This is a genomic window from Streptomyces sp. NPDC001536 (assembly GCF_042894505.1).
Classification (GTDB): Bacteria; Actinomycetota; Actinomycetes; order Streptomycetales; family Streptomycetaceae; genus Streptomyces.
The window spans coordinates 241,201-262,697 of record NZ_JBIAVQ010000012.1; the positions used below are offsets into that span (position 1 = coordinate 241,201).

Consider the following 21,497-nt stretch of genomic DNA (forward strand, 5'->3'; position numbering starts at 1 on the left):
AGGACGCCTTCCTGCCGGGCCCGGATCAGCACCGTGGCCTTTGTGAGGGCGGCGTCGCGAAGCCGTAGGCGCCCTCGTATTCGGAGGAGATCTGATAGAAGCCGGGCTCGTCGACGGTGAGGCGAGTGAACTCGCCCTGTTGGCGCAGGCATCCACCGTTGTCGGCGTGGAGCCACGGTGAGTAGGCGATCCGTACGGTCACCGAACCCGGCCTCGGCACGTGGACGACGAGGTACGCCTCCGATGCGCTGACGACCTCCGCGGGACCGGTCACGAGCGGTACCGCGTCCCGTACCCGGTACAACCGCCAGTGCGCGTCGCTCCACACCGGCTCCAGCCAGGCCGGCCCGTCGCGCACCAGGCGCGCCTCCGCCGCCCCGTAGCGGTCGGGCTCGGCGTCGGAGACGGCCACGTAGCCGACGGCCCACCGGTTCAGCCAGGCCCGGTAGGTCGTCGCGGTAAGGGTGCCGTCGTAGAAGGGCCGACCGCGTTCCATGTCCAGCTGGGTGTTCCAGCCACGGGCCATGTTGACGTGCGAGGAGAGCAGGGCGGCCTCGCGGTGGTCGTCGGCCGGGACTACCTCGACCCGTGAGCGGTTCGCGTCCAGCCGGTCGAGCGTGCGGACGAGCCCGTGGGTGTCGGCGGCCCACGCCGGGACCGCGCCGGAGCTCTGCAGGAAGGAGACCGGCGTGCCCGATCCCAGCCAGAACAAGGAGCCGACCAACGCCAGCGCGAGACAGGCGCGTTGACACCGGGCCCGCCGCTCCACGCCGAGCAGGCCGGCCAGCAGTACGGCCGGAGCGAACAGCAGAGCCAGACGCTCGACGTTCGAGCCGATGGGGGAGGGGACGAAGTAGGTGAGGACGACGCCCGCCGCGTACACGGCACCGCCGCGGCGGACGACCCGCCAGCCACGCGGCGCACACACCGCCACAGCGAGCCCCAGCAGCGCGGGCCACCAGATCCGCCCCGCGGCCATCGGCTGCTCGCCGTCGAACGGAAACAGCAAGGTCGTCGCCCCGACGACCACGAACGGCGGAAGAGTGAGCACGGAGGCCCGCCACCAGTCGCGGACAAGGCCGTAGGCCGCACCGGCGACGACCAGGAACAGCCCGGCCACCGGGCTGCTCATCGTCGCCAGCACGGCGTACCCGGCGGCCAGTGCCGGACGCCGTTCGCCCACCAGCAGCACACACGCGGCCAGCGCGAAGGCGACCCCCAAGGCGAACGTCACCCGGCCCGCGGCGATGTCCACCCACAGCCCGAAGGCAGCCAGCAGCGCCGGGGCCTGCGGACGGCGTATCCCGGATCGCACGAACAACACGGCGGCCAGCCAGCCGGCGGCCAGCCCGGAGGCCACGGCGATCGTCCGCACCCCGAAGAAGCCCATCAGATACGGCGAGAGCAGACTGTAGTTCGCGGTGTGCAAGCCACCGAACCAGAACAGTCCGTACGCCGAGTCGCCGTGCTCGGTGGCGAAGCGCGCCCACGTGTCCTGGGCCGCGAGGTCTCCGCCGCCGTTGGCGCGGAAGAACGCCCACACGAGATACAGCGGGAGCATCGCCGCCGTGGCCAGCAGCGGTACGCGATGGCGGTGCGGCCGGCGGGACAATCCCCGATGACTTCTCGGCCGCTGCGCAGGGGCGCCGCGCTCGGCGTCGGCGAGCGTGTCGACAGCGACGGTCATGGGGGCGTCTCCGTTCGGCGATGGGCAACTCGACGGCGACACGCGGGCGGGCGGGGCCAGCGAAGAGATGGAGGCCTGGTCCGGGCGGGAGCGGCGTCGCGGGAGCCGTGCGGAGTGTCACCGGCCGTCATCTGAATTCTTCGCCGGTGCCCTGCCGCTGACATCAGCCGTTCGGCCGAGCCGTCGACGCGAAATCGACACGAGTACCGGTAATACGGCCGAGGCCTGGGCGGTGGCCGGGAGCTGCTCCGGTGGGGGACTGGCGCAGGAACACCCGCCGGCCGCGATGGCAGGTTCGCAGCAAGACGATGGCTGGTTCACGCCTAGAGGCTGCTGCGTCAGCCAAATCCCTTTGAGGCGGTCCACGATCTCTCCTAGGTTGGCCCGGGTGACGATCGAGGTGCCCTACCAGCCCATTCCGGTTGACCAGTCGGACGTTCGCTACACCCACGGCCCCGACTCGGCCCCTCAGCCGGACGTGCCCGTCGGGCAGACGATCGAGTTCGACTGGAACGACAGCGCGATCTACCCGGGCACGTCACGGAAGTTCTGGGTTCATGTGCCCGCGCGGTACGACCCCGCCGAGCCGGCGGCGCTGATGGTGTTCCAGGACGGATGGTGGTATCTGGACCCCGCAGGGGAGGTCCGGGGCGCGATAGTCCTGGACAACCTCGTCCACCGCGGGGACATCCCGGTCACCATCGGCGTGTTCGTCGACCCCGGCGTCTTTCCCGGCGCCGCGAATCCGAAGAACCGCAACACCGAGTACGACGCTTACGACGATGTGTATGTCGGCTTCCTCCTGAACGAGGTCATCCCCGAGGTCAGGAAGCGCTACTCGATCGCCGAGGACCCCGACCAGTGGGGCATCTGCGGTGGCAGCAGCGGTGGTAACTGCGCCCTGACGGCGGCGTGGCTGCGTCCGGACAAGTTCCGCCGAGTCATCGGGTACCTGTCCAGCTTCGCGCAGATGCCGGACGGCAACCCGTACCCCGAAGTCATTGCCCGCGTTCCCCGTAAGCCGCTGCGGATTTTCCTACAGGCGGGCCATCGTGACCTGCGCTGGAACGAGCCCGAGGCAAATTGGCTCGCCGAGAATTTGCGCGTCGCGGCAGCGCTCGCGGAAGCCGGCTACGACTTCCGCCTCGTCCTGGGCGACGGCGGCCACAGCCCCAACCACGGTGGCGTCCTGCTCCCGGACGCCTTGCGCTGGTTGTGGCGATCCGATGATCGCCCGGACCAGCCGGTGGGGGGCCTGGGCGGAGCGACTTCGTAGCAGCGGCCGGCCCGGATCGCGGCTCGCAGGACGCTGGGTCTCTGGAGACCCGGTGATGGTGACGGGGCCGGCGCAGGTTGCCGTACCGCTTCCCGGAATCGTGCGGCGCCGGAGCCGGGTTGGCGAAGGACGCGAGCGCGCGTGGATCTGTTCACCACAACGCTCCGCATCCCCGCACCGATCTCGGAGGGTTTCGGCCCCGTCGACCCGTCCTACGGACGTACCGCCGGTCTTGATCGCGACGCGATCGATCCGGAGCGGTCTGCGAGGATGGCTGGCATGGACGTGCGGAGCAGGAACCATGTGGCGGTGACCGGGCGGACCGGTGCCCCGGTGGTGGTGCTGGCGCACGGGTTCGGGTGTGACCAGAACATGTGGCGTCTGGTGGTGCCGGCGCTGGAGCGGGACTTCACCGTGGTCCTCTTCGATCACGTGGGTTCGGGGAACTCGCGGCTGTCGGCCTGGAGCCGGGATCGGTACAGCTCGCTGGACGGATACGCCGACGACGTGCTGGAGGTGTGCCGGGAGCTGGCGCTGGGGCCGGTCACGTTCGTAGGGCATTCGGTGAGCGCGATGATGGGCGTGCTGGCCGCTGCGCGCGAGCCGGAGGCGTTCGCCGGGCTGGTGCTGCTCGCACCGTCCCCCTGCTTCATCGATGACCCGGCCACGGGCTACCGGGGCGGGTTCAGCGCCGCCGACATCGACGAACTGCTGGAGTCGTTGGACGCGAACTATCTCGGCTGGTCGGGCGCGATGGCCCCGGTGATCATGGGCAACCCGGAGCGGCCCGAGCTGGGGGAGGAGCTGACGAACAGCTTCTGTCGCACCGACCCGGAGATCGCGCGGGTCTTCGCCCGGGTGACGTTCCTGTCCGACAACCGCGCCGACCTCGCGGCGGTACGGGTGCCGACGCTGGTAGCCCAGTGCTCCAGCGATGCCATCGCCCCGCCGGAGGTGGGCGCGTTCGTCCATGCGCAGATTCCGGGAAGCCGGCTGGTCACGCTGAACGCGACGGGGCACTGCCCCCAGCTCGCCGCCCCGCAGGAGACCGCCGCGGCAATCGCCGCGTTCGCAAGAGCCGCATCATGATGTGCGAGTCCGGCGACGCGGCGGACAGCAGGGGCGCCGCCGAGGACAAAGCGTCGGCGGACGAGGAGGCACGGTTCTCCGAGCTGCTGGAGGACAGCGCGGAGGACCTCTACGAGCACGCGCCCTGCGGCTACCTCTCCACCTTCCTGGACGGCCGGATCGCCAAGGTCAACGCCACCCTGCTGGCCTGGCTCGGCTACGAGCGCGGCGACCTGGTGGGCCGCATGGCCTTCTCCGACCTCCTGACCGTCGGTGGCCGGCTCTACCACGAGACCCACTTCGCCCCGCTGCTGCGGATGCAGGGCGAGATCAGCGGCATCGCCCTGGAACTCAAGGCCGCCGACGGCTCCCGCCTGCCCGTCATGGTCACCTCGACGGTCAAGACCGGTAGAGACGGACAGCCCCTGCTGATCCGCACCACCCTGTTCGACGCCCGGGAGCGCCGCGCCTACGAGCGGGAACTGCTGCGCGCCCGCAAGGAGGCCGACCTCGAACGCGACCGCCTCAAGCTCCTGAACACCACCCTGCAGAAGACCCTGCTGCCGCCCGTGCTGGCGAACGTGCCCGGCCTGGACGTCGCCGCGCACTACCACATCGCCTCGGTCGACGAAGTCGGCGGCGACTTCTACGACCTGTTCCCCCTGGCCGCCGGCACGTGGGGCATGTTCCTGGGCGACGTGTGCGGCAAGGGCGCCGCCGCGGCGGCCATCACTTCGCTGGCCCGCTACACGCTGCGCGCCGCGGCCGTCTACGACCCGGACCCGGCCGCCGTCCTCGCCAACCTCAACACGGTCCTCACGCACGAGTACAACGGCACCGACCCCCGCTTCTGCACCGTCGTCTTCGGCCTGCTCACCCCCGACCCCGAACGGGGAGGCTTCCGGATCACGCTGGCCAGCGGCGGACACCCCCCGGCCCTGCTGATGCGCGCCGACGGCACCGCCGACTACCTGCCCACCCCCGGTGGTCAGCTCATCGGCGTCCTGCCCGACGCGCACATCGCCACCACCACCGTTCACCTCACCCCCGGCGACACCCTGCTCCTGCACACCGACGGCCTCACCGAAGCCCACACCACCGCCACCGGCCAAGACCGGTACGGCGACGACGCTCTCCTCGACTACGGCCGCGACCTCGCCCCCACCACCGCGTCAGACACCATCGACGCGGTCCGCGACCTGCTCGACACCTTCGGCACCGGCGTGGACGACGACACCGCCGTCCTCGCCATCCACGTGCCCCGAGCCACCAGTGAAGAGCATCAGTGACCCAGCACCTGACCCTCCACACGCGCACCACCTCGACCGGCGCGGTCATGGAACTCGCCGGAGACCTGGACCACCGCACCGCACCGCAGGTCCGCGACGCCCTCCCACAGCTCGGCCTGCGCCCGGGGCAGCAGCTCGTCCTCGACCTCGCGGCACTCACGTACTGCGACTCCAGCGGCATCACTGTCCTGATCGTCGCCCGCAACCACGCCCTGGCCGCCGACGCGGCCATCGCGCTGGCCGCGGTCCCCGACCCGGTCGCCCGGATCTTCCGCATCGTCGGCCTGGACCAGGTCTTTCCCACCCACCCCACCGCGCAGGACGCCGAAGACGCCTGGCACAGCGCCTCAGACTGACAACCCGCACCGACGTAGGCGTCGATGGCGGTGGCGGCGGCGGGGTCGGCCGCGAGCACCTCGTCGAGCTGGTCCAGGACCACCACCAGACGGTTGGCCCCGGCGGACTCCAGCAAGGCGGGCAGGGCGGCCGGGGCGGGCCAAGCAGCCGTGCGCACTCCTCGCGCACTGCGGCCGGGGCCGGTTCTCCACCGAGGCGCAGGGCCGCGGCAAGTTTGGCGGCGAGCGCGATCTGCGGGTGCAGACCTACGGCAGCGGTCGAGGCTCCGGTCGTGCAGCTGCGGGTGCGCGGCGAAGAGACGGCTCACGGGCACGGAGTAGGCCCGCCCGGAGCCGTGCCGGGCCACCACCATCCCGACGACGCCCACACCGGGGCTCCGCTGACCCCCGGCTCGATCTCATCGATGGCGGCCTCCAGACAGCTGCCGCCCACCACTTCGCGCAGTCGGCCCACTTGGCCGAGGCACCGTCCTCGAAGTCGGCCGAGTAGCCCGAACGTGCGGAACCCCCGCCCCTGGAGGTCGTCCAAGGGGTGCAGGACCAGGCGGCCGAGGAACTGCGGTTCCTCGTCGAGGAGTTCCAGGACGCAGCTGTCGCCGTGCAGTCCGTCCGCCGGCTCCACCATGACGGCCTGTGCGGTGAGGCGCAAATTCGGGCGGCCGTTGGCCGTGAACCTGCGCGCAGTTCGTGATGTCGGTGTCTTGGTGGGACGGGTTGCGGATCCTACGGCTGTGCTTCGCCTCCGGACCGGGCGCGATGGGGCCGGCGGTCGCCATGGCCGGCGGCTGGCGGAGTGCGTGGCCGTAGGCGTTCGCCCTGAGGTCCGAACATGATCAGGTACTCGACTGGTTGGCCGGGGTTCGCGTTCGCCACCCCGTGCGGGGTGCGGGTGTCGAACTCGGCGACGTCTGCGGGGGTGAGGATGAGGTCGTGGTCACCGAGGGCGAGCCACAACCGCCCGTACAGGACGCACAGCCACTCGTGGCCGTCATGGGAGACCTGGCGGGGCCGTGTGGGCGGGCTCTCGAGGGCGGGCAGGACGTGTTTGTGAGCGTGCAGGCCGCCGACGTACCGCGTCAGCGGCAGTACCGCTTTGTCGTCGCCGAAGCTCAGAGGCGCGCTGGTGCGCGGCTCGGCCGCGGGTGCGGTGCCGGCCAGCTCATCCAGGGACACGCCGTACTCCTTCGACAGCTGCAGCAGCACCTCCAGGGTGGGCTTGCGTCGGCCGGTCTCGATCCGGGACAGCGTGCTGGTCGAGATGCCGGTCGCGCAGCTGACGCCGACGAGCGTCGCGCCGTGGTGCTCGCGCGCGGCCCGCAGCCGGGGCCCCATAGCGGCCAGCGTGCCGCCCACGTCGTCGACTGCCACCTTGCCCGCTCCCTCGTGCCGCGCCGCTCCACCGCCCTGTCCTGCGAGTTTGCCAGAGTGGCAAGGCTGATCGCATCGGGCGGGTGCCGCGCCGCATGATCGATGGGTAGCCGCGACCGCCCGCGATCCGAGGAGTAGCCCATGCAGCCCGAGCCGAGCGCCGATGTCTGCCACCACCGCACCGTCGCCGCCCCCGCCGGGCGCCTGCACCTGGTCGAGCAGGGCACCGGCCCGCTGGTCCTGCTCGTGCACGGCTTCCCCGAGTCCTGGTACTCCTGGCGCCACCAGCTCCCGGCCCTTGCCGCGGCCGGCTACCGGGCGGTGGCGATCGACGTGCGGGGCTATGGCCGCTCCTCCAAGCCGCAGCCGACCGACGCCTACCGGATGCTCGATCTCGTGGAGGACAACGTCGCCGTCGTGCGCGCCCTCGGCGAGGAGAACGCGGTGATCGTCGGCCACGACTGGGGCGCCAACATCGCCGCCGCCTGCGCCCTGCTGCACCCCGAGGTCTTCAGCGCCGTCGGCCTGCTGAGCGTCCCCTACGCGCCGCCCGGCGGCCCCCGCCCCACCGACGTCTTCGGCCGGATCGGCGGCCCCGAGCAGGAGTTCTACGTCTCCTACTTCCAGGAACCCGGCCGCGCCGAGGCGGAGATCGAGCCCGATGTGCGGGGCTGGCTCGCGGGCTTCTACGCGGCCCTGTCCGCCGACACCATGCCCGGCCAGGGCGAGCTTGACCCGCACTTCGTGGCCCGCGGCGGCGGGCGGCTGCGCGACCGCTTCCCCACGGGGGGCTTGCCGGCCTGGCTGAGCGAGGACGACCTCGACGTCTACGCCGGGGAGTTCGAGCGCACAGGGCTCACCGGCGCACTCAACCGCTACCGCAACATGGTCCGGGACTGGGCAGACCTCGCCCCGTACCGCGGAGCCCCGATCAAGCAGCCGTCCCTGTTCATCGGTGGCGCCCTGGACGCCTCCACCACCTGGATGTCCGACGCCATCGACGCCTACCCCACCACCCTCCCCGGCCTGTCGGCCTCCCACCTCTTGGACGGCTGCGGCCACTGGATCCAGCAGGAACGGCCCGACGAGGTCAACCGTCTGCTGACCGACTGGCTCGCCACTCTCCAGGGCTGAACCAGGCGGGCTACCCGGGCAGTTTGGCGGTTCGGCCGGGGCGGACGGGGTTGGGTGCGAGCGTGGCCGGCATCAGCAACGGCGGGTGCGGGGAAGCCGGGAACCAGCGTGCGGCAGCCCACCCGGCGGCCACGGCGGCGCCTGCGCTCGTCCTGGGCACGCCGACGGCTCCCCTCCTGTGAGTCAGAGGGGAGCCGTTCAGGTGGTGCAGTTGTGTGCCGCCGGTTGGTCAGGCGTGGCGGTGGGAGCGGCGGTTGCCGGTGATGAGGCGGTAGAGGAGGAGCAGGATGAGGGAGCCGGCGATCGCTGCGATCCAGGTGGAGAGGTCGAAGAAGCCGTCGATGGAGTCGACACCGAAGATCACCTTGCCGAGCCAGCCGCCGAGCAGACCGCCGACGATGCCGATGAGCATGGTGATCACGATGCCGCCAGGGTCCTTGCCCGGCATCAGGATCTTGGCGATGGCGCCGGCGAGCAAGCCGATGATGATCCACGCGATGATGCCCATGGTGCGTCTCCCCTTCCTCGGACAAGAGTTGTGTGAGCATCGTGTGCACCGATCGGGCCCGAACAAACGTCTCCGTGCCAGGATCGCGGCAAGTCCCACGGGAAGCGCTTCAGGTCGGTGAGCAGCTTCCCCGGGAGGTGTTAGGGCAGCGAGAATGCCGGACCAGACCTCCCGCAGTTCCTTCGACGAGGCCCCGTCTCCGGGGGCGAGAGGATGGAAGGCGCTGAAGGGATCGCTGGCGAGGGCCGGATCGACCTCGCGGTAGTGCTGGACCGCTCCTCCCGCTCGTCCTGGGCTTCCAGGACCTCCACGTTCCAACCCGCGTCGACCAGTCCGCGGCCTTCTCCAGGTCTCCGCGCTGGTTCAGGCCGTGCGCGGTCGCGGTTGCCCGGTAGTGGTACGGGACAGGCCTTCGTCTTCCTCGCACAGCCGGGCGAGACGGGCCAGCATCGCGCGGCTGCGCACATGCTGCGCCGCGTCCAGAAGGCTGTTGTGCAGGGCGCCGCCCGCGCCGCGCAGCGGATGCTCGTCGAGGATGATCAGCGTCTGCTCACCCCAGGGCCGCAGCTCCATCGCGATCCTCGCGGTCCCCAGCGGTCCGCTGTTCGCCTCCAGCTCAAGGACGGTGGGTGGTTCGCTGCGGCGTACGACGGTCTGGTTGTGCAGTGTGAGCGGGCCGATCTTGAGCTCGTAGCGGAGGACCGCCCCCAGCTCGGGCCACAGCCCCTCGTCCAGCTCGGCCCGTGAGGTACCGACGACCCAGTCTCCGTACTGTTCGACGTCGGAAAGGATCTTCCAGACTTCGTCGGGAGACTTCTTGATCAAACGGTGTCGTACGGCCATGGGGTCCTCCGCCGTTCGAAGTGTTTTGTCCCTTGTTGCGCGTTCCCGCCCTGGGCCCGGCTACGCACCACCCGAATGGGGCGGCAGTGATCACGGCGCCGCTCGCCATGGCGGTCTGCGCCCAGGGAGGACGCGGCAGAGGGCTGTGCCGCCGCGCCCAGCAGGGACCGTGAGTGAGCTGTGGTGCAGATGGCGGCGGGTGAGCACCCCCCCGTAGTTGTCCTGGTTGCCGAAGGCCCCCCGGCCCGTACCGCTACCGGGGGCCCGCTCAGTCCACCGGGTGGCCCGGAGTGATGTCATGCGTGTCGTTCAACGTGAACACAGGGGTGCGGCCGCCCGTGCTGCTGTCCGCCGCCTCCGGGGCGAGCAGAAAGCCGACGTGGTCGCCGCCGTCGATCCGGTTCTCCACGCGACCGACGAACCAGGCGGGAGCCTCGTCCAGGACCGGCGATCCACCCGGTCCCGCGTGCCACGAGACCTCGGTGAACTTGTCGGTGTGGTCGCCGGTCTCACCGCCGAAGAGCCGAGCCAGCCGGTCCTGGTCGCGGCGCAGCAGATGGACGGTGAGTCGGTCGGCACGCTCGGCCACCCGGTAGGTCCGGTTGGCTCTGGACAGCCAGACCATGAACCGGGCGGGCCGAATCGAGCATTGCGAGGCGAATCCGACCAGGCATCCGGCCTTTTCCCCGTCGGCCTCGGCGGTCACGACGTACATCGGGTAGTCGAGCAGGTCGGTGAAGGGATCGAGATCGGTCACGGTATTCGGCTCCCGCCTCAAGGGATCGGATATAGGTCAAGCGTTCACCAGCTCCGTGCCCCGCGCTCCTCGGTGTGCCGGGGTCCCGGCGCTCTCCTCGGCCGCCGTAACGCCTGTGTCTTCGCCGCCAAGCGTCATGCGCGAGCGAAGTCGACCCCCTACGCCGTGGTGACTCGGGCGGCCATGTCGGGACCTACGGGTACCCGCTCGCCACGCCGGGCACCGCTGCGCCCGACGAAGGCGAGGCGACACCGATGCCGGTGCCGGTGCCGCCCGCGATGGTGTCAGTCGGGGACGAGTTGATCGGCCAGACGGCGGGCCTGGGCCAGCAGCGCGCCGTGCGTCGCCAGTGCGTCGGGATCGTCCCGCACGGTGGAGGGCAGCCTCTGGCGGAGTGTGTCGAGGCTGCGGCGCAGTTCCCCGACCGCCTCGCGCAGGGACCCGTCGGCGGACCGCTCAGTGCCGGTTCCCGCGAAGCGGGTCTGGCCGTAGAGACCGATCGCGCGGGCGGTGTGACGCAGGAAGTCGGCGTAGGGGCCGGTGATCCGCGGGCCGGGGCGGGCTACGTCTCCGCTGTGGCTCGTGGTCTCCAGCACGGTGCGGGTCACGCCCGCGGTGTGCACGGCGACATGGTCCAGCACGGCCAGCGCATCGTCGTAGGCCTTGCCGGGCGGGCAGACGGCGGTCGTGCCCCGCCCGCGGTGATTGCCCCGCATGCTTTCGCGGCTCCAGCCGATCGCGGAGCGGGCCTGATCGACCAGGCGTCCCAGCCGCAGCGCGCGCTCATGCCAGTCCCCGGCCGTGTGACTGCCCCAGTCTCCGTCGTCCAGCCCTTCGGCCACCGCTTCCAGGATCTCCCGCGCCTCACGGGCGGCGTCCGCCAGAGCGGCGCGGGTGTCACGCAGGTATACCGGGGGGCGGATCAGTGCGTTGACGGTGATGCCGACCACCGCTCCGAAGACCGCCTCCGCGATGCGCGCGCCCGAGGTGGCGAGGGTGACCTGTACGTCGGTGAGGACGAACAGGGCGCCGGTGGCGGCGTAGATGCCCTGGCTGCCCAGGCGCTGCCACTGCGCCAGCAGCAGTACCGCCGGAAGCACCAGGGCCATCGTGATCATCGTGCTGTCCAGTACCAACGCGACGACCGTCGCCACCACCGTTCCCACCGCGATCGCCGCCACCTGCTGCAGTCCGTGCGCGAGCGACCGGTACACCGTGGACTCCACCAGTACCACCGCCACCCACGGAGCGACGAATGCCATCGGCGCCTGCAGCCACCACCCCGCCACCGCCCACGCCACACAGGCGGCCAGCGCCGCCTTGCAGGCCTGTACCGTCAGATCGCGTTCACGGCCCGGTTCCGTCCACGCCCGCCGCACCGCCCGCCCAGCAGCCCCGCCATGACGCCGCACCGCCCCTGTTGCCCAGCCCGTCCACTCCATGGCACAGCAAGTGCCACCCCGGCGATGACAGATGCGCCCTTGTGGGCACCCTCACGCCAACCGACGTGGGCAAACGGCACCGGACCACAAGACACTCCGCCTCAGGCGCCGTCACTTGTGCACGACTCGCGCCCGACACAGTCCACGCTTCCCACCCCGAACCGTCAGACGTGGGAGAGAGCGAAAGAGACGAGGAAGCCGCTCACGGTGATCAGCCCGATGGCCAGGTGCGCGTCCTCGAACGCTTCGGGGATCATCGTGTCGGCGATCATGGCGAGGATCGCCCCGGCCGCCACCGCGGTCACCGCGGCGATCACGGCCGGGGAGAAGGAACCGACCACCGTGTAACCGAGGACGGCCGACACCGTGCCGGCCGCGGCGATCGCCGCCCAGACACCGAAGACGTACCGCCGGCCGCGGCCGGCCTTCTTCATCCCCGCCGAACTGGACAGCCCCTCAGGGACGTTGCTGATGAACACCGCCGCCACCGTCACCAGACTGACCGCCCCGCCATCCAGCAAACTGACGCCGATGACCGCGGACTCCGGCACCCCGTCAAGCAGGGCGCCGAGCGCAAGCGCCATCCCGGACCCGCCCTGCTCGGCCTCCGAGGGCTGCGCCTTCGTCCGCGCGTGACCCGAACGCTTGCGGTGCCGCGCGCCCCGGCGGGCCAGCCACACATTGCCTCCGGTGTAGGCCAGCGCGCCGATGAGGGTGCCGACGACCGCTGGAGCAAGCCCCGCCAGCTCGTACGCCTCCCCGACCAGCTCGAAGGACACCGCTGAGATCAGCACCCCGGCACCGAAGGCCATCACGCTCGCGATCACCTTCTGCGGCACCCGCAGCCCGTACCCCAGCGCGGCACCGAGCAGCAGCGCCGACCCCGCCACCAACCCCCACAGTCCAGCCTCTACCACTTCAGCCATGCCGCGCCGTCTACCCGTTATGGATGTGGATCAACGAGCGACCAGCGCGTCCGTGACCACCTCGCTCCGTCCCCTCGCTCACTGCTGCGCCGCGCCCGGTGACCGCGCCGTCTCTGCGCGCGGCTCTCTCGAGCAGGGGAGGGTCAGTCCGGAGTGATGCCGGTGAGGACGGCGAGGACGGCGAGACGGATGCGGTTGTCCCGGCCCGTCTTCGTCATCAGGCTCGCCACGTGCGTCTTCACCGTGGTGACCCCGAGATGCAGCCGGTCGGCGATCTCCTTGTTGGACAGGCCCACGCCGAGCAGGCCGAGCACCTCCCGCTCCCGAGGGGTGATGTCCGGTACCGGAAGGTCCGTGGGCGTGTCGGAGGAGGAGCGGGCGTGGAGAGCCTGGGCGACGAGGCGGTCGAGGATGCCCCGGCTGAAGGGGGCCTCTCCGTCCGCGGCCCGGCGTACGGCGGCCAGGAGTTCGGTCGGTGGGGTGTCCTTGACGAGGAAACCGCAGGCTCCGGCCGCGAGCGCCGCATACAGGTGATCGTCGTCGTCGAATGTGGTGAGGGCGACGATCCGGGTGGCAGGGCGCGCCGCCAGGATGCGGCGGGTGGCCGTGATGCCGTCCATGCCGGGCATTCTCAGGTCCATGAGGACGACGTCGGGGGTGAGGTGTTCAGCCAGTCGTACCGCCTCCGCCCCGTTGTCCGCCTCGCCCTGGATCTCGATGTCCTGGGCCTCCTCGAAGAGCATGCGCAGTCCCATGCGGACGAGTTGCTGATCGTCGACGACGAGGACGCGGATCACAGCTGGGGCTCCATGTCAGGTGCGGGGGCGGGCAGTTGGGCCGTGAGTCGCCAGCCCCGGGCCGCGGGGCCCGCGTCCAGCCGGCCGCCGAGCAGGTCCACGCGTTCGCGCATGCCGATCAAGCCGTGTCCGGAGGGGCCCGGGGCTGGTGGCCGAGTTCGTCCGGCGCCGTCGTCGTGGATCGTCACGTGTACGGCGTCATCGTCCAGCCGCACGGCCAGCTCGGCGTGTGCGCCGGATCCGCCGTGCTTGGCCGCGTTGGCCAGGCCCTCCTGGGCCAGGCGGAGGACCGCGAGGCCACGTACCGCGTCGAGCCGTGCGACGCGGGGATCCACGCAGGCGGTTACGGCCAGGCCGGTCTGGCGGCTGTGTTCCACCACCGACTCCAATGCCGTCGGCAGCGCCCCGGGCGAGACCAGGGAATTGGTGTCGGGACCGGCACGGTCGGGGGCGCGCAGCAGAGCGACCAGGCGCCGCAGGTCGGTCAGTGCCGCGCCGGCGCTGGAGTGCAGGTCGTCGAGGACGTCGGTGACCCGCGGGTCGGTGGTGCCGGTGGCGGCGACGACATGGCGGGCGACACCGACGCGCAGCACCATGGAGGAGACGTGGTGGGCCACGAGGTCGTGCAGTTCGCGCGCGATGGTGGTGCGCTCCGCCGCCCGGGCGGCCAGCATCTGTTGTTCGGCGCGGAGTTCCTGCTGTTCTGCGCGCTGACGGGCGTGCACCGCGGCGTCGCGGGTCGCGCGTACGTACGCGCCCAGGAGCAGGGGCAGGCCTGCGACGATGCCCATCTTGTAGAGCACCGGCAGAAGTTCGCCGGGCAGGTCCTCAAGTCGGTTCACCGCGACGGCGAGTGCCAGTGCCGTCGTCCCGACGGCGAGCCGGCGCCCGGACTGCCGGATCGCCAGCTCGAAGAGAGTCACGGCGGCCAGCACCTTCAACGAGGAAACGGTGTTCGCGCCCAGCGTGTGCGCGACGACAAGCAGGACCGACTGCGCAACGAGCGCGCCGAACGCCCACCTGCCCGCGGCCAGGCACAGTACGAGGCCGGCTGCGGCAGATCCCCAGCCCTGCGCTCCGGACGGCCGCTGCAGCAGCAGGAAGTCGCCGATCAGGACGCTGGCGAGCGCCATGACCCGCAGGACGGCGAATCTCCTGTCGAACGCAAGCTCGATCCAAGATCGGTTCACGCGGCCCACGATAGGCGGACGCCCGCGCGCCTGGGGTCCTGCCACGGGAGGAGAGCAACTCCTCCTACCGGCCGCGATGTTGGGCCAGAGGACGGAGGCGTGGGCCCGGGACGGGCTGGGAGTGTCCTCGTCATGGAGACGAACGCGAACACGAGCAGCAGCAGGAGTGCGGACTCCGCCACGGGGCGGCGGTCCCTTCTCGGCGGTGCCGCCGCCCTGGGCCTGGCGAGCGCGGCCTTCGGCACCACCACCGCCCATGCGGCCGACACCCAGTCCAGTTCCCGCGCCAAGTCCGGGCGCTTCCAGGGAAAGTCGGTGCTCATCACGGGTGCTACATCAGGTATCGGCAGGGCGGCCGCGAAGGCGTTCGCCGGGGAGGGCGCACATGTCGGATTCTGTGGCAGGCGAGACGATTTGGGGCGCCAGGTGGAACGGGAGATACGGGACGCGGGCGGCGAAGCGACGTACATCCAGGCCGATGTCCGGACGGCCGCCCAGGTGCAGCGCTTCGTGGACCGGGTCGCGAGCCGTTACGGCGGCATCGACGTGGCCTTCAACAACGCCGGCATCGGCGGCGGAAAACTGCCCCATGAGATGAGCGTCGAGGAGTGGGATGACATCCAGGCCACCAACGCCCGGGGCGTGTTCCTCGCGATCAAGTACGAGATCCCGCACATGCTCAGGGCGCAGCACGGCGTCATCATCTGCACCTCATCATCCGCGGCGGACCAGGCCCGGCCGAACGGCGCCGCCTATACCGCGAGCAAGCGGGCGGTGCAGGGCATTGTGAAGTCCGCGGCGCTCGCGTACGGGCCCAAGGGAATCAGGATCAACGCCCTGCTGCCCGGCACCACCGACACCCCCTTCGTCCGCCCGCCGGGAATCCCGGACGCCCAATGGGCCAAGTACAAGCAGGCATGGGGGCCGCTCAACGTCGACGGCCTTGAACGAATGGCCGACGCCGAGGAGATCGCGCGCGCAGTGCTCGGGCTCGCGTCCGACGACTTCCCCTACATGACGGGGGCGTCGGTCACGGTGGACGGCGGAAGCACGACGGGCCGGAAAATGATCCAGCCCAGCAATATCTGAGGTTGGGCCCTTGGCCTTTGCGGTGATGCGCCGAGACCACTGTGTTCGCGAGGTCTCGCCCTGACCACCTGTCCCTGGAAGTTTTCAGGTTCCCCCGTGAGCGGTTGCTGACGAGGATCTCCTCGCACCGCACCGGCGTCGGCGGCGTCGCCGGACTGCGACGTCACCGTCGATTCCGCGCAGCACAACAGCTACGCCAGAGGCTCCATCACCTGGTACAACCGCACCGCCAACATCCAGGGCACGGTGGTGGATCTCAACGACGACGCCGGGGCCACCCAGGTGATCTTCGAGGCCTTCGCGGGATCGACGAAGATCGATTCCGGGACCCGGACCGCGGACGACTACACCGACCTCGGCATCGTGCGGGACTACAACTTCACCATCGGAGACACCGAGTTGCCGGGTGGTATCGATCGCATCAAGATCACTGTCTGCCACGTGCTCGGGACGTATCTCTACGACTGCAGCAGCCCTGTGAACAAATCCAAGCCGTGAGCATGACGTGACGGCGGGCCTGGGTCCGCCGTCACGCCGGGATTCTCCAGGAACTTCGGACTCGAAGGCCTGGGCTCACCGAATGACTGGGACGCCCGAACGCGCGCAGCCCCGCGAACGTTCCACTACGCGGCGGTGTGGCGTTCGACCTCGGCAGTGATGATCTTCAGCGCCTCGGTGATGCGGTCATGGTGAGTGCGGTGGGAGACCACGCAGACGCGCAGGGTGTAGCGGCCGTCGACGACCGTGCTGGAGAGCGCGATGCGCTGGTGGCTGTTGATCCGTTCCAGCAGGCGGCGGCTTGCCTCGTCGGCCTGCTCGGCGGCGGCCTGGCTGGTGTCGGCGGGGCGGATGCGAAAGATGACGGTGGACAGGTCCGGGAGTTGCGGGACTTCCAACTCGGGGATGCCGGACAGGGTGTCGTGGACGTGTTCGGCCAGGTCGAGCTTCTCGTCCAGGGCCTCGCGGAAGGCGTCCACTCCGTGGAGATGCAGGGGGAGCCAGGTCCGTATGCCGCGGATCTCGTGGGTCAGCTCGGGCCCGAGGTGGCCGGAGTCCGGCACGCTTCCCGCCGCCCCCATGTCCTGGAGGTAGCTGCCGGTGCCCTCGTGCGCGGCGTGCAGAGCGGCGAGGTCGCGGACCACCAGGGCGCCGGTGCCGAACGGCATGAACAGCGTCTTGTGCGGGTCCAGGGTGATCGAGTCGGCCTCCTCGAAACCGGCGAGGCGCTGGGCGCCGCGTGCGGTGAGCCGGAAGAAGCCTCCGTAGGCCGCGTCGATGTGGAACCACACGTCCTCGCGGCGGGCCAGGTCGGCCAGTTGGGGCAGCGGGTCGACGGTGCCGGTGTCGGTGGTGCCGGCGGTGGCCACCAGCAGGAACGGCCGCAGTCCCGCCTCCCGATCGGCGCGGATCATCGCGGCGGCGGCCTCCGGGTCCATCCGCAGGTCCGGGGTGTGCGGCACGGTCCGTATGTGGGCGGCGCGGATGCCGGCGAGCCGGGCGGCCTTGGCGACGGAGTGGTGGGCGAAGGCGGTGGTGTAGACGGTGCCGCCGGCGAGATCCTCGCCGAGCCGGTCATGCCGGGCGGCGACCGTCGCGGAGAAGGTGGCCATCGAGCCGCCGCTGGTCAGCAGGCCGCCACTGCCCTGCGGCAGGCCACACACCTCGCGGGCCATCCAGCGGATCACGCTCTCCTCGAGCGCGGCGAGGGCCGGGGCGACCGAGGCCAGGCCGCCGTAGCGGTTGACGGCACGGTTGTAGAACTCGGCGAGCGCGGCGGAGTACAGACCGCTGCCCGGGATGTAGGCCAGGTGTCCGGGCCCGGCCGTCTCCAGTGCGCAGTCGGCGGCCTCGTCCAGGCGCGCGAGCAGAGCCTTCAGGTCACCGCCCTGATCGGGCGGCGGCGCGAGGAAGGACTCCACGAGCTCGGCCTCGGCCCGCGGGGGCAGGGGGCTGCTCGCGGGGCGTGCCGGGAGGTTGTCGGTGCGGTCGACGACACGGTCCAGGACGAGACGGCCCATTTCGGTCATCGCGGCGCGGTCGGGTTCCAGGGGGAAGGGGTGCATGAGGCAGTCCGATGTGTGAGAGAGGTGCGAAGGCGGCGGTCCGGCGTACTGGCCGGAGCGCGTGACCAGAATGCGCCGCAGAGTGCGGCATGCGATGGCGAAATCAGTGCCCGGACGGCCCTGTCGCGGGGGATTGTTCGTCAATCTGGCCAGTACGCTGCATTTCATGCCACGCCCCCTGTGCGACCGCATCGACCGGGCGATCCTGGACCACCTCCAGCGCCACGGACGCACCCCCAACGTCGACCTCGCCGAGGCCGTACGCCTGTCCCCCTCGTCCTGCCTGCGCCGCACCAAGGCGCTGGAGGAGGACGGGGTCCTGGCCGGCTACCGGGCCGACCTGGACCGCGAGCGCCTCGGCCTCGGACTGACGGTGTTCCTCTCCCTGAAGGTCGAGCACTCCCGCACCACCTCCCAGGTGGTCGAAGAGGCACTCAAGGCGATCGAGCACGTGGTCGCCTGCCACGTGGTCTCCGGCGACGCCGACTTCCTCGTCGAACTCGCCGTACCGGACCTGCGCACCTTCGAAAAGGTCCTCACCGACCAGATCCTCGCCATCGGACCCGTTCGCGACGCGCGCAGCACCTTCTGCATCCGCACCGTCATTGACCGCGGCCCGCTACCGCTCGCCTCCTGGCCGGCCCCGCGCGCATGACCGGACAGTCCGGCTCCACCTGAACCGTGGCGCGCGGAAACGGAGGTCCGCGGGTCATCTGGCGGCAGCGATGACGGTGTAGCGCGCACGGCACGCCGCTGGGCGCACCCGTGGGGGTGTGGTGCTAGGACCGCATCTAGATATGACACTCGTTATAGATTCCGTGTAGTTTTCCTCTATAACGATCGTCATAGGAGATAGTCGTGACCGTCATCACCGTGAACACGTCGAAGGGCCGCTTGACTCAGGAACAGCGCCGCAGGCTGGCCGAGTCGCTGACGGATGCCGTCCTGGTGCCGGAGGTCGGGCAGTTCGCGTCGGCCGCGAGGGCCGGTTTCCAGGTCCATTTCGTCGAGCGCGAGAGCGACATGATGGCCATCGGCGGTCGCCTGCTGGCCGACGCCGGCCCGAGTCTCGATGTCATGGTCATCGACGTGGCCGTCATGGACGGCGACTGGCGTCAAGAAGTGCGGACGGAAGTCATCGAGCGCGTCCTGTCCGCGATGGCCGAGGCGTGCGGCCTGCCGGAGCCGGCTCCGGCATGGTGGGTCAACTTCCGGGTGATCGACGAGGGCAGTTGGGGCTCGAGCGGCGGCGTGCTGTCCGTACTCTCGCTCCTGGACAGCGGAGTGTTCACCGAGGAGAAGGCCAAGGCGGTCCACGCCGCCCTCGACGTCTGAGCGGTCTCCGTGGGCCGAAGCGCGCACCCGACGCCAGACCGAGTGCGCGTCCGCCCCCGCGACCGGACGACCCGAGGCCTGAACCTCGAACCCGGCCGTGCCGCCAGTACGGCCGAAGGATCTGGACCGATACCGCCAATCAGGCGGCGACGAGCTCCCGCTCGCGGTCCGGCGTCTTGACCGTGGGCTTCTTGTTCGGCAGTGAGAGCCGGACGACCTTGCGCCACGCGGAGAACACCTGCTTGGGCAGCGGTCCGGTGACGTACTCCAGCTCGTACTTCTCGAACAGCGCGCGCACTTTCACCGCGACCTCGGCGTACCGGTTGCTCGGCAGGTCGGGGAAGAGGTGGTGCTCGATCTGGTGCGAGAGGTTGCCGGTCATGAAGTGCATGGCCTTGCTGCCGCTGATGTTCGCCGAGCCCATCATCTGGCGCAGGTACCACTGGCCGCGCGTCTCGCCCTTGATGGAGCGGCGCTCGAAGACCTGCACGCCCTCGGGGAAGTGCCCGCACATGATCACCGAGTGGGACCAGATGTTGCGGACCAGGTTCGCGGTGAACGTGGCGGCGAGCGTGGGGAGGAACGACGGGCCCGACAGCAGCGGGTGGATCACGTAGTCCTTGAGCACCTGCTTGCGGATCTTGCGGCCCACGGCCTTGGCTCGCGCGCGGAACTCCGGGTTCTTGCGGCGGCGCTTGTGCAGGTTCTTGCCGAGTTCCAGGTCGTACGCGGCGATGCCGTACTCGAAGAAGCAGGCGTTGATGAAGTTCCACAGCGGCTGGCCGAGGTGGAAGGGGTGCCACTTCTGGTCCTCGTCGACGCGCATGATGCCGTAGCCGAGGTCGTTGTCCTTGCCGATCACGTTGGTGTACGTGTGGTGCAGCTCGTTGTGCGAGTGCTTCCACTGGTCGGCCGGCGAGACGTGGTCCCATTCCCAGGTGGTGGAGTGGATCTTCGGGTCCCGCATCCAGTCCCACTGGCCGTGCAGGATGTTGTGGCCGATCTCCATGTTGTCCATGATCTTCGCCACGGACAGACCGGCGGTGCCGAGCAGCCACGCGGGCGGGAAGATCGAGAACAGCAGTACGCCCCTGCTGACCAGTTCGAGCTTGCGCTGCGCCGAGATGACCTTGCGGATGTACGCGGCGTCCTTCTCGCCGCGGCCGGCGATCACCTCGTCGCGGATCGCGTCCAGCTCGCGGCCGAGCTCCTCGATCTGCTCCGCGGTCAGGTGGGCGGTGGGGTCGATGGCGGTCAAGGTGCTCCTACCGTTCGATGTCACAGGGGCCCGCCGCGGCGGACACGCAGGTCTGGATGAGGACGCCCGACTCGGCCTCGGTGATCTCGCCGGTGCGCAGATCGCGGACGGCGCCCGCCTTGAGCGGCGTGACGCAGCCGAAGCAGATGCCCATGCGGCACCCGGAGGGCATGAGCACGCCGGCCTCCTCGCCGACGTCCAGCAACGGCGTGGCGCCGTCCGCGTCGACGGTCTTGCCGGTGGCGCTGAACGTGACCTCGCCGCCGTCTCCGGCGACGACGATGCTGGGCCGGAAGCGTTCGGTGTGCAGGCGCTCTGGGACGCCGTGCTCGCTCCAGTGTTCTTCGGCGGCGTCGAGCAGGCCCGCGGGCCCGCAGGCCCAGGTCTCGCGCTCGGCCCAGTCGGGTACGAGTTCGTCGAGACGGGCGATGTCGAGCATGCCGTCCGTGTCGGTGTGCACCTCGGTGAGCCGCAGCTTCTTGTCCGCGACCAGGTCGTGCAGTTCGTTGCGGAAGATCACGTCGTGCGGCTGCGGCGCGCAGTGGACCATGACGACGTCGTCGAACTCGGTGTCGCGCAGCATGCCCATCACGGGCGTGATGCCGCTGCCGGCCGTCAGGTAGAGCACCTTGGCGGGCTTGGCCTGCGGCAGCACGAAGTCACCGGTCGCCTGGTCGAGCTGGATCAGCGTGCCGGGTTTGGCCCTGCGGACCAGGTGGTTGCTGACCTTGCCGTCCGGGATCGCCTTCACGGTGATCGTGACGCGGCCGTCCTGGCGGTCTGTCGGCGAGGTGAGGGAGTAGGCACGCCACAGGCGCACCCCGTCGACGTCGACCCCGATCCGCACGTACTGACCGGCCCTGTGGCCGCGCCAGCTCCGTCCCGGCCTGATCACGATGGTCGCGGCGTCCCCCGTCTCGGGGTGCACGGCCTCGATACGCCCCCGCAGGTCGGCGCCCGCACGCAGCGGGCTGACCAGGTCGAGGTAGTCCGACGGCAGCAGCGGCGTCGTGACCATCTCCAGCAGTTTCCACGCCCTGCTGCGCAGGGCTGTACTCGTCATGACTCCAGCTTGCTGTGCCTCAGGGCGTAAAGTCCTGACCACAGGACG

22 protein-coding genes are annotated in these 21,497 nt (G+C 70.3%); 9 read left to right on the forward strand and 13 right to left on the reverse strand.

The genetic code is table 11. The features are described 5' to 3' along the window. Positions 1 to 25: 25 nt before the first annotated feature. Positions 26 to 1,687, reverse strand: a complete 1,662-nt coding sequence (locus ACFY0U_RS30610; RefSeq protein ID WP_388641313.1) for a glycosyltransferase family 87 protein — start codon at positions 1,685 to 1,687, stop codon at positions 26 to 28. Between the two features lie 388 nt (positions 1,688 to 2,075). On the opposite strand from ACFY0U_RS30610, the gene ACFY0U_RS30615 reads away from it, so the two are divergent. The 4 genes from ACFY0U_RS30615 (at position 2,076) to ACFY0U_RS30630 (ending at position 5,676) form a co-directional block, all read left to right on the forward strand. Continuing rightward, on the forward strand, positions 2,076 to 2,963 hold the full coding sequence (locus ACFY0U_RS30615) for an alpha/beta hydrolase (RefSeq protein WP_388641315.1): 888 nt from the start codon (positions 2,076 to 2,078) through the stop codon (positions 2,961 to 2,963). A 279-nt stretch (positions 2,964 to 3,242) separates the two neighbouring features. Further along, positions 3,243 to 4,052 (forward strand): alpha/beta fold hydrolase, encoded by an 810-nt coding sequence (locus ACFY0U_RS30620; protein ID WP_388641464.1) that lies wholly within the window; start codon positions 3,243 to 3,245, stop codon positions 4,050 to 4,052. Next, positions 4,052 to 5,320 (forward strand): PP2C family protein-serine/threonine phosphatase, encoded by a 1,269-nt coding sequence (locus tag ACFY0U_RS30625; RefSeq protein ID WP_388641466.1) that lies wholly within the window; start codon positions 4,052 to 4,054, stop codon positions 5,318 to 5,320. Before ACFY0U_RS30620 ends, ACFY0U_RS30625 begins: the two co-directional genes overlap by 1 nt. Then, positions 5,317 to 5,676, forward strand: a complete 360-nt coding sequence (locus tag ACFY0U_RS30630) for an STAS domain-containing protein (protein WP_388641317.1) — start codon at positions 5,317 to 5,319, stop codon at positions 5,674 to 5,676. The genes ACFY0U_RS30625 and ACFY0U_RS30630 overlap by 4 nt, the downstream gene beginning before the upstream one ends. A gap of 304 nt (positions 5,677 to 5,980) precedes the next feature. On the opposite strand, the gene ACFY0U_RS30635 is transcribed toward ACFY0U_RS30630, so the two are convergent. Together ACFY0U_RS30635 and ACFY0U_RS30640 are read right to left on the reverse strand one after the other, a co-directional pair. Next, positions 5,981 to 6,301 carry a hypothetical protein gene (locus tag ACFY0U_RS30635; RefSeq protein ID WP_388641319.1) on the reverse strand — a complete coding sequence of 107 codons (321 nt, stop codon included), beginning with the start codon at positions 6,299 to 6,301 and terminating at the stop codon, positions 5,981 to 5,983. Between the two features lie 98 nt (positions 6,302 to 6,399). After that, positions 6,400 to 7,044, reverse strand: a complete 645-nt coding sequence (locus ACFY0U_RS30640; RefSeq protein WP_388641321.1) for a helix-turn-helix domain-containing protein — start codon at positions 7,042 to 7,044, stop codon at positions 6,400 to 6,402. A 141-nt stretch (positions 7,045 to 7,185) separates the two neighbouring features. On the opposite strand from ACFY0U_RS30640, the gene ACFY0U_RS30645 reads away from it, so the two are divergent. Beyond that, positions 7,186 to 8,178 (forward strand): alpha/beta fold hydrolase, encoded by a 993-nt coding sequence (locus ACFY0U_RS30645; protein ID WP_388641322.1) that lies wholly within the window; start codon positions 7,186 to 7,188, stop codon positions 8,176 to 8,178. A gap of 229 nt (positions 8,179 to 8,407) precedes the next feature. Here ACFY0U_RS30645 and ACFY0U_RS30650 read toward each other — a convergent pair whose 3' ends face one another. The 7 genes from ACFY0U_RS30650 to ACFY0U_RS30680 all read right to left on the reverse strand — a co-directional run bounded on the left by ACFY0U_RS30650 (position 8,408) and on the right by ACFY0U_RS30680 (position 14,641). After that, on the reverse strand, positions 8,408 to 8,686 hold the full coding sequence (locus ACFY0U_RS30650) for a GlsB/YeaQ/YmgE family stress response membrane protein (RefSeq protein ID WP_388641323.1): 279 nt from the start codon (positions 8,684 to 8,686) through the stop codon (positions 8,408 to 8,410). 363 nt (positions 8,687 to 9,049) lie between these two features. Beyond that, positions 9,050 to 9,529, reverse strand: coding sequence for an SRPBCC family protein (locus tag ACFY0U_RS30655; protein WP_388641325.1), 480 nt, complete (start codon positions 9,527 to 9,529; stop codon positions 9,050 to 9,052). A 268-nt stretch (positions 9,530 to 9,797) separates the two neighbouring features. After that, positions 9,798 to 10,286 (reverse strand): flavin reductase family protein, encoded by a 489-nt coding sequence (locus tag ACFY0U_RS30660; RefSeq protein WP_388641327.1) that lies wholly within the window; start codon positions 10,284 to 10,286, stop codon positions 9,798 to 9,800. Positions 10,287 to 10,570: 284 nt separating this feature from the next. Further along, positions 10,571 to 11,728 carry an aromatic acid exporter family protein gene (locus tag ACFY0U_RS30665; protein ID WP_388641329.1) on the reverse strand — a complete coding sequence of 386 codons (1,158 nt, stop codon included), beginning with the start codon at positions 11,726 to 11,728 and terminating at the stop codon, positions 10,571 to 10,573. Positions 11,729 to 11,892: 164 nt separating this feature from the next. After that, positions 11,893 to 12,654, reverse strand: coding sequence for a ZIP family metal transporter (locus ACFY0U_RS30670; RefSeq protein WP_388641331.1), 762 nt, complete (start codon positions 12,652 to 12,654; stop codon positions 11,893 to 11,895). A gap of 143 nt (positions 12,655 to 12,797) precedes the next feature. Beyond that, complete coding sequence (locus ACFY0U_RS30675) at positions 12,798 to 13,451, reverse strand: response regulator (protein WP_388641332.1); 654 nt, start codon at positions 13,449 to 13,451, stop codon at positions 12,798 to 12,800. Continuing rightward, positions 13,448 to 14,641: a sensor histidine kinase gene (locus ACFY0U_RS30680; protein WP_388641334.1), complete on the reverse strand. Its 1,194-nt coding sequence runs from the start codon at positions 14,639 to 14,641 to the stop codon at positions 13,448 to 13,450. Before ACFY0U_RS30680 ends, ACFY0U_RS30675 begins: the two co-directional genes overlap by 4 nt. A 132-nt stretch (positions 14,642 to 14,773) precedes the next feature. Between ACFY0U_RS30680 and ACFY0U_RS30685 the strand changes: the two genes are divergently transcribed. Together ACFY0U_RS30685 and ACFY0U_RS30690 are read left to right on the forward strand one after the other, a co-directional pair. Continuing rightward, on the forward strand, positions 14,774 to 15,730 hold the full coding sequence (locus ACFY0U_RS30685; protein ID WP_388641335.1) for an SDR family NAD(P)-dependent oxidoreductase: 957 nt from the start codon (positions 14,774 to 14,776) through the stop codon (positions 15,728 to 15,730). Between the two features lie 246 nt (positions 15,731 to 15,976). Continuing rightward, positions 15,977 to 16,228 carry a hypothetical protein gene (locus ACFY0U_RS30690; protein ID WP_388641336.1) on the forward strand — a complete coding sequence of 84 codons (252 nt, stop codon included), beginning with the start codon at positions 15,977 to 15,979 and terminating at the stop codon, positions 16,226 to 16,228. Between the two features lie 125 nt (positions 16,229 to 16,353). On the opposite strand, the gene ACFY0U_RS30695 is transcribed toward ACFY0U_RS30690, so the two are convergent. Further along, positions 16,354 to 17,793: a pyridoxal phosphate-dependent decarboxylase family protein gene (locus tag ACFY0U_RS30695; protein WP_388641338.1), complete on the reverse strand. Its 1,440-nt coding sequence runs from the start codon at positions 17,791 to 17,793 to the stop codon at positions 16,354 to 16,356. 166 nt (positions 17,794 to 17,959) lie between these two features. Here ACFY0U_RS30695 and ACFY0U_RS30700 point away from each other — a divergent pair, with 166 nt between their 5' ends. Then, complete coding sequence (locus ACFY0U_RS30700; RefSeq protein WP_388641339.1) at positions 17,960 to 18,448, forward strand: Lrp/AsnC family transcriptional regulator; 489 nt, start codon at positions 17,960 to 17,962, stop codon at positions 18,446 to 18,448. Between the two features lie 203 nt (positions 18,449 to 18,651). Then, positions 18,652 to 19,128 (forward strand): 4-oxalocrotonate tautomerase family protein, encoded by a 477-nt coding sequence (locus ACFY0U_RS30705; RefSeq protein WP_388641341.1) that lies wholly within the window; start codon positions 18,652 to 18,654, stop codon positions 19,126 to 19,128. 139 nt (positions 19,129 to 19,267) lie between these two features. On the opposite strand, the gene ACFY0U_RS30710 is transcribed toward ACFY0U_RS30705, so the two are convergent. Together ACFY0U_RS30710 and ACFY0U_RS30715 are read right to left on the reverse strand one after the other, a co-directional pair. Further along, positions 19,268 to 20,386 (reverse strand): fatty acid desaturase family protein, encoded by a 1,119-nt coding sequence (locus ACFY0U_RS30710; RefSeq protein ID WP_388641343.1) that lies wholly within the window; start codon positions 20,384 to 20,386, stop codon positions 19,268 to 19,270. Between the two features lie 7 nt (positions 20,387 to 20,393). Further along, positions 20,394 to 21,449 carry a ferredoxin reductase gene (locus ACFY0U_RS30715; protein ID WP_388641345.1) on the reverse strand — a complete coding sequence of 352 codons (1,056 nt, stop codon included), beginning with the start codon at positions 21,447 to 21,449 and terminating at the stop codon, positions 20,394 to 20,396. Positions 21,450 to 21,497: the final 48 nt, after the last annotated feature.

What these genes read in the sequence shown, in the direction of transcription:
- ACFY0U_RS30650 (WP_388641323.1), bottom strand. Translation starts at nt 8,686, where the DNA reads ATGGGCATCATCGCGTGGATCATCATCGGCTTGCTCGCCGGCGCCATC.
- ACFY0U_RS30685 (WP_388641335.1), top strand. Translation starts at nt 14,774, where the DNA reads ATGGAGACGAACGCGAACACGAGCAGCAGCAGGAGTGCGGACTCCGCC.
- ACFY0U_RS30620 (WP_388641464.1), top strand. Translation starts at nt 3,243, where the DNA reads ATGGACGTGCGGAGCAGGAACCATGTGGCGGTGACCGGGCGGACCGGT.
- ACFY0U_RS30655 (WP_388641325.1), bottom strand. Translation starts at nt 9,529, where the DNA reads ATGGCCGTACGACACCGTTTGATCAAGAAGTCTCCCGACGAAGTCTGG.
- ACFY0U_RS30670 (WP_388641331.1), bottom strand. Translation starts at nt 12,654, where the DNA reads ATGGCTGAAGTGGTAGAGGCTGGACTGTGGGGGTTGGTGGCGGGGTCG.
- ACFY0U_RS30695 (WP_388641338.1), bottom strand. Translation starts at nt 17,793, where the DNA reads ATGCACCCCTTCCCCCTGGAACCCGACCGCGCCGCGATGACCGAAATG.
- ACFY0U_RS30645 (WP_388641322.1), top strand. Translation starts at nt 7,186, where the DNA reads ATGCAGCCCGAGCCGAGCGCCGATGTCTGCCACCACCGCACCGTCGCC.
- ACFY0U_RS30635 (WP_388641319.1), bottom strand. Translation starts at nt 6,301, where the DNA reads ATGGTGGAGCCGGCGGACGGACTGCACGGCGACAGCTGCGTCCTGGAA.
- ACFY0U_RS30700 (WP_388641339.1), top strand. Translation starts at nt 17,960, where the DNA reads ATGCCACGCCCCCTGTGCGACCGCATCGACCGGGCGATCCTGGACCAC.
- ACFY0U_RS30610 (WP_388641313.1), bottom strand. Translation starts at nt 1,687, where the DNA reads ATGACCGTCGCTGTCGACACGCTCGCCGACGCCGAGCGCGGCGCCCCT.
- ACFY0U_RS30665 (WP_388641329.1), bottom strand. Translation starts at nt 11,728, where the DNA reads ATGGAGTGGACGGGCTGGGCAACAGGGGCGGTGCGGCGTCATGGCGGG.
- ACFY0U_RS30625 (WP_388641466.1), top strand. Translation starts at nt 4,052, where the DNA reads ATGTGCGAGTCCGGCGACGCGGCGGACAGCAGGGGCGCCGCCGAGGAC.
- ACFY0U_RS30715 (WP_388641345.1), bottom strand. Translation starts at nt 21,449, where the DNA reads ATGACGAGTACAGCCCTGCGCAGCAGGGCGTGGAAACTGCTGGAGATG.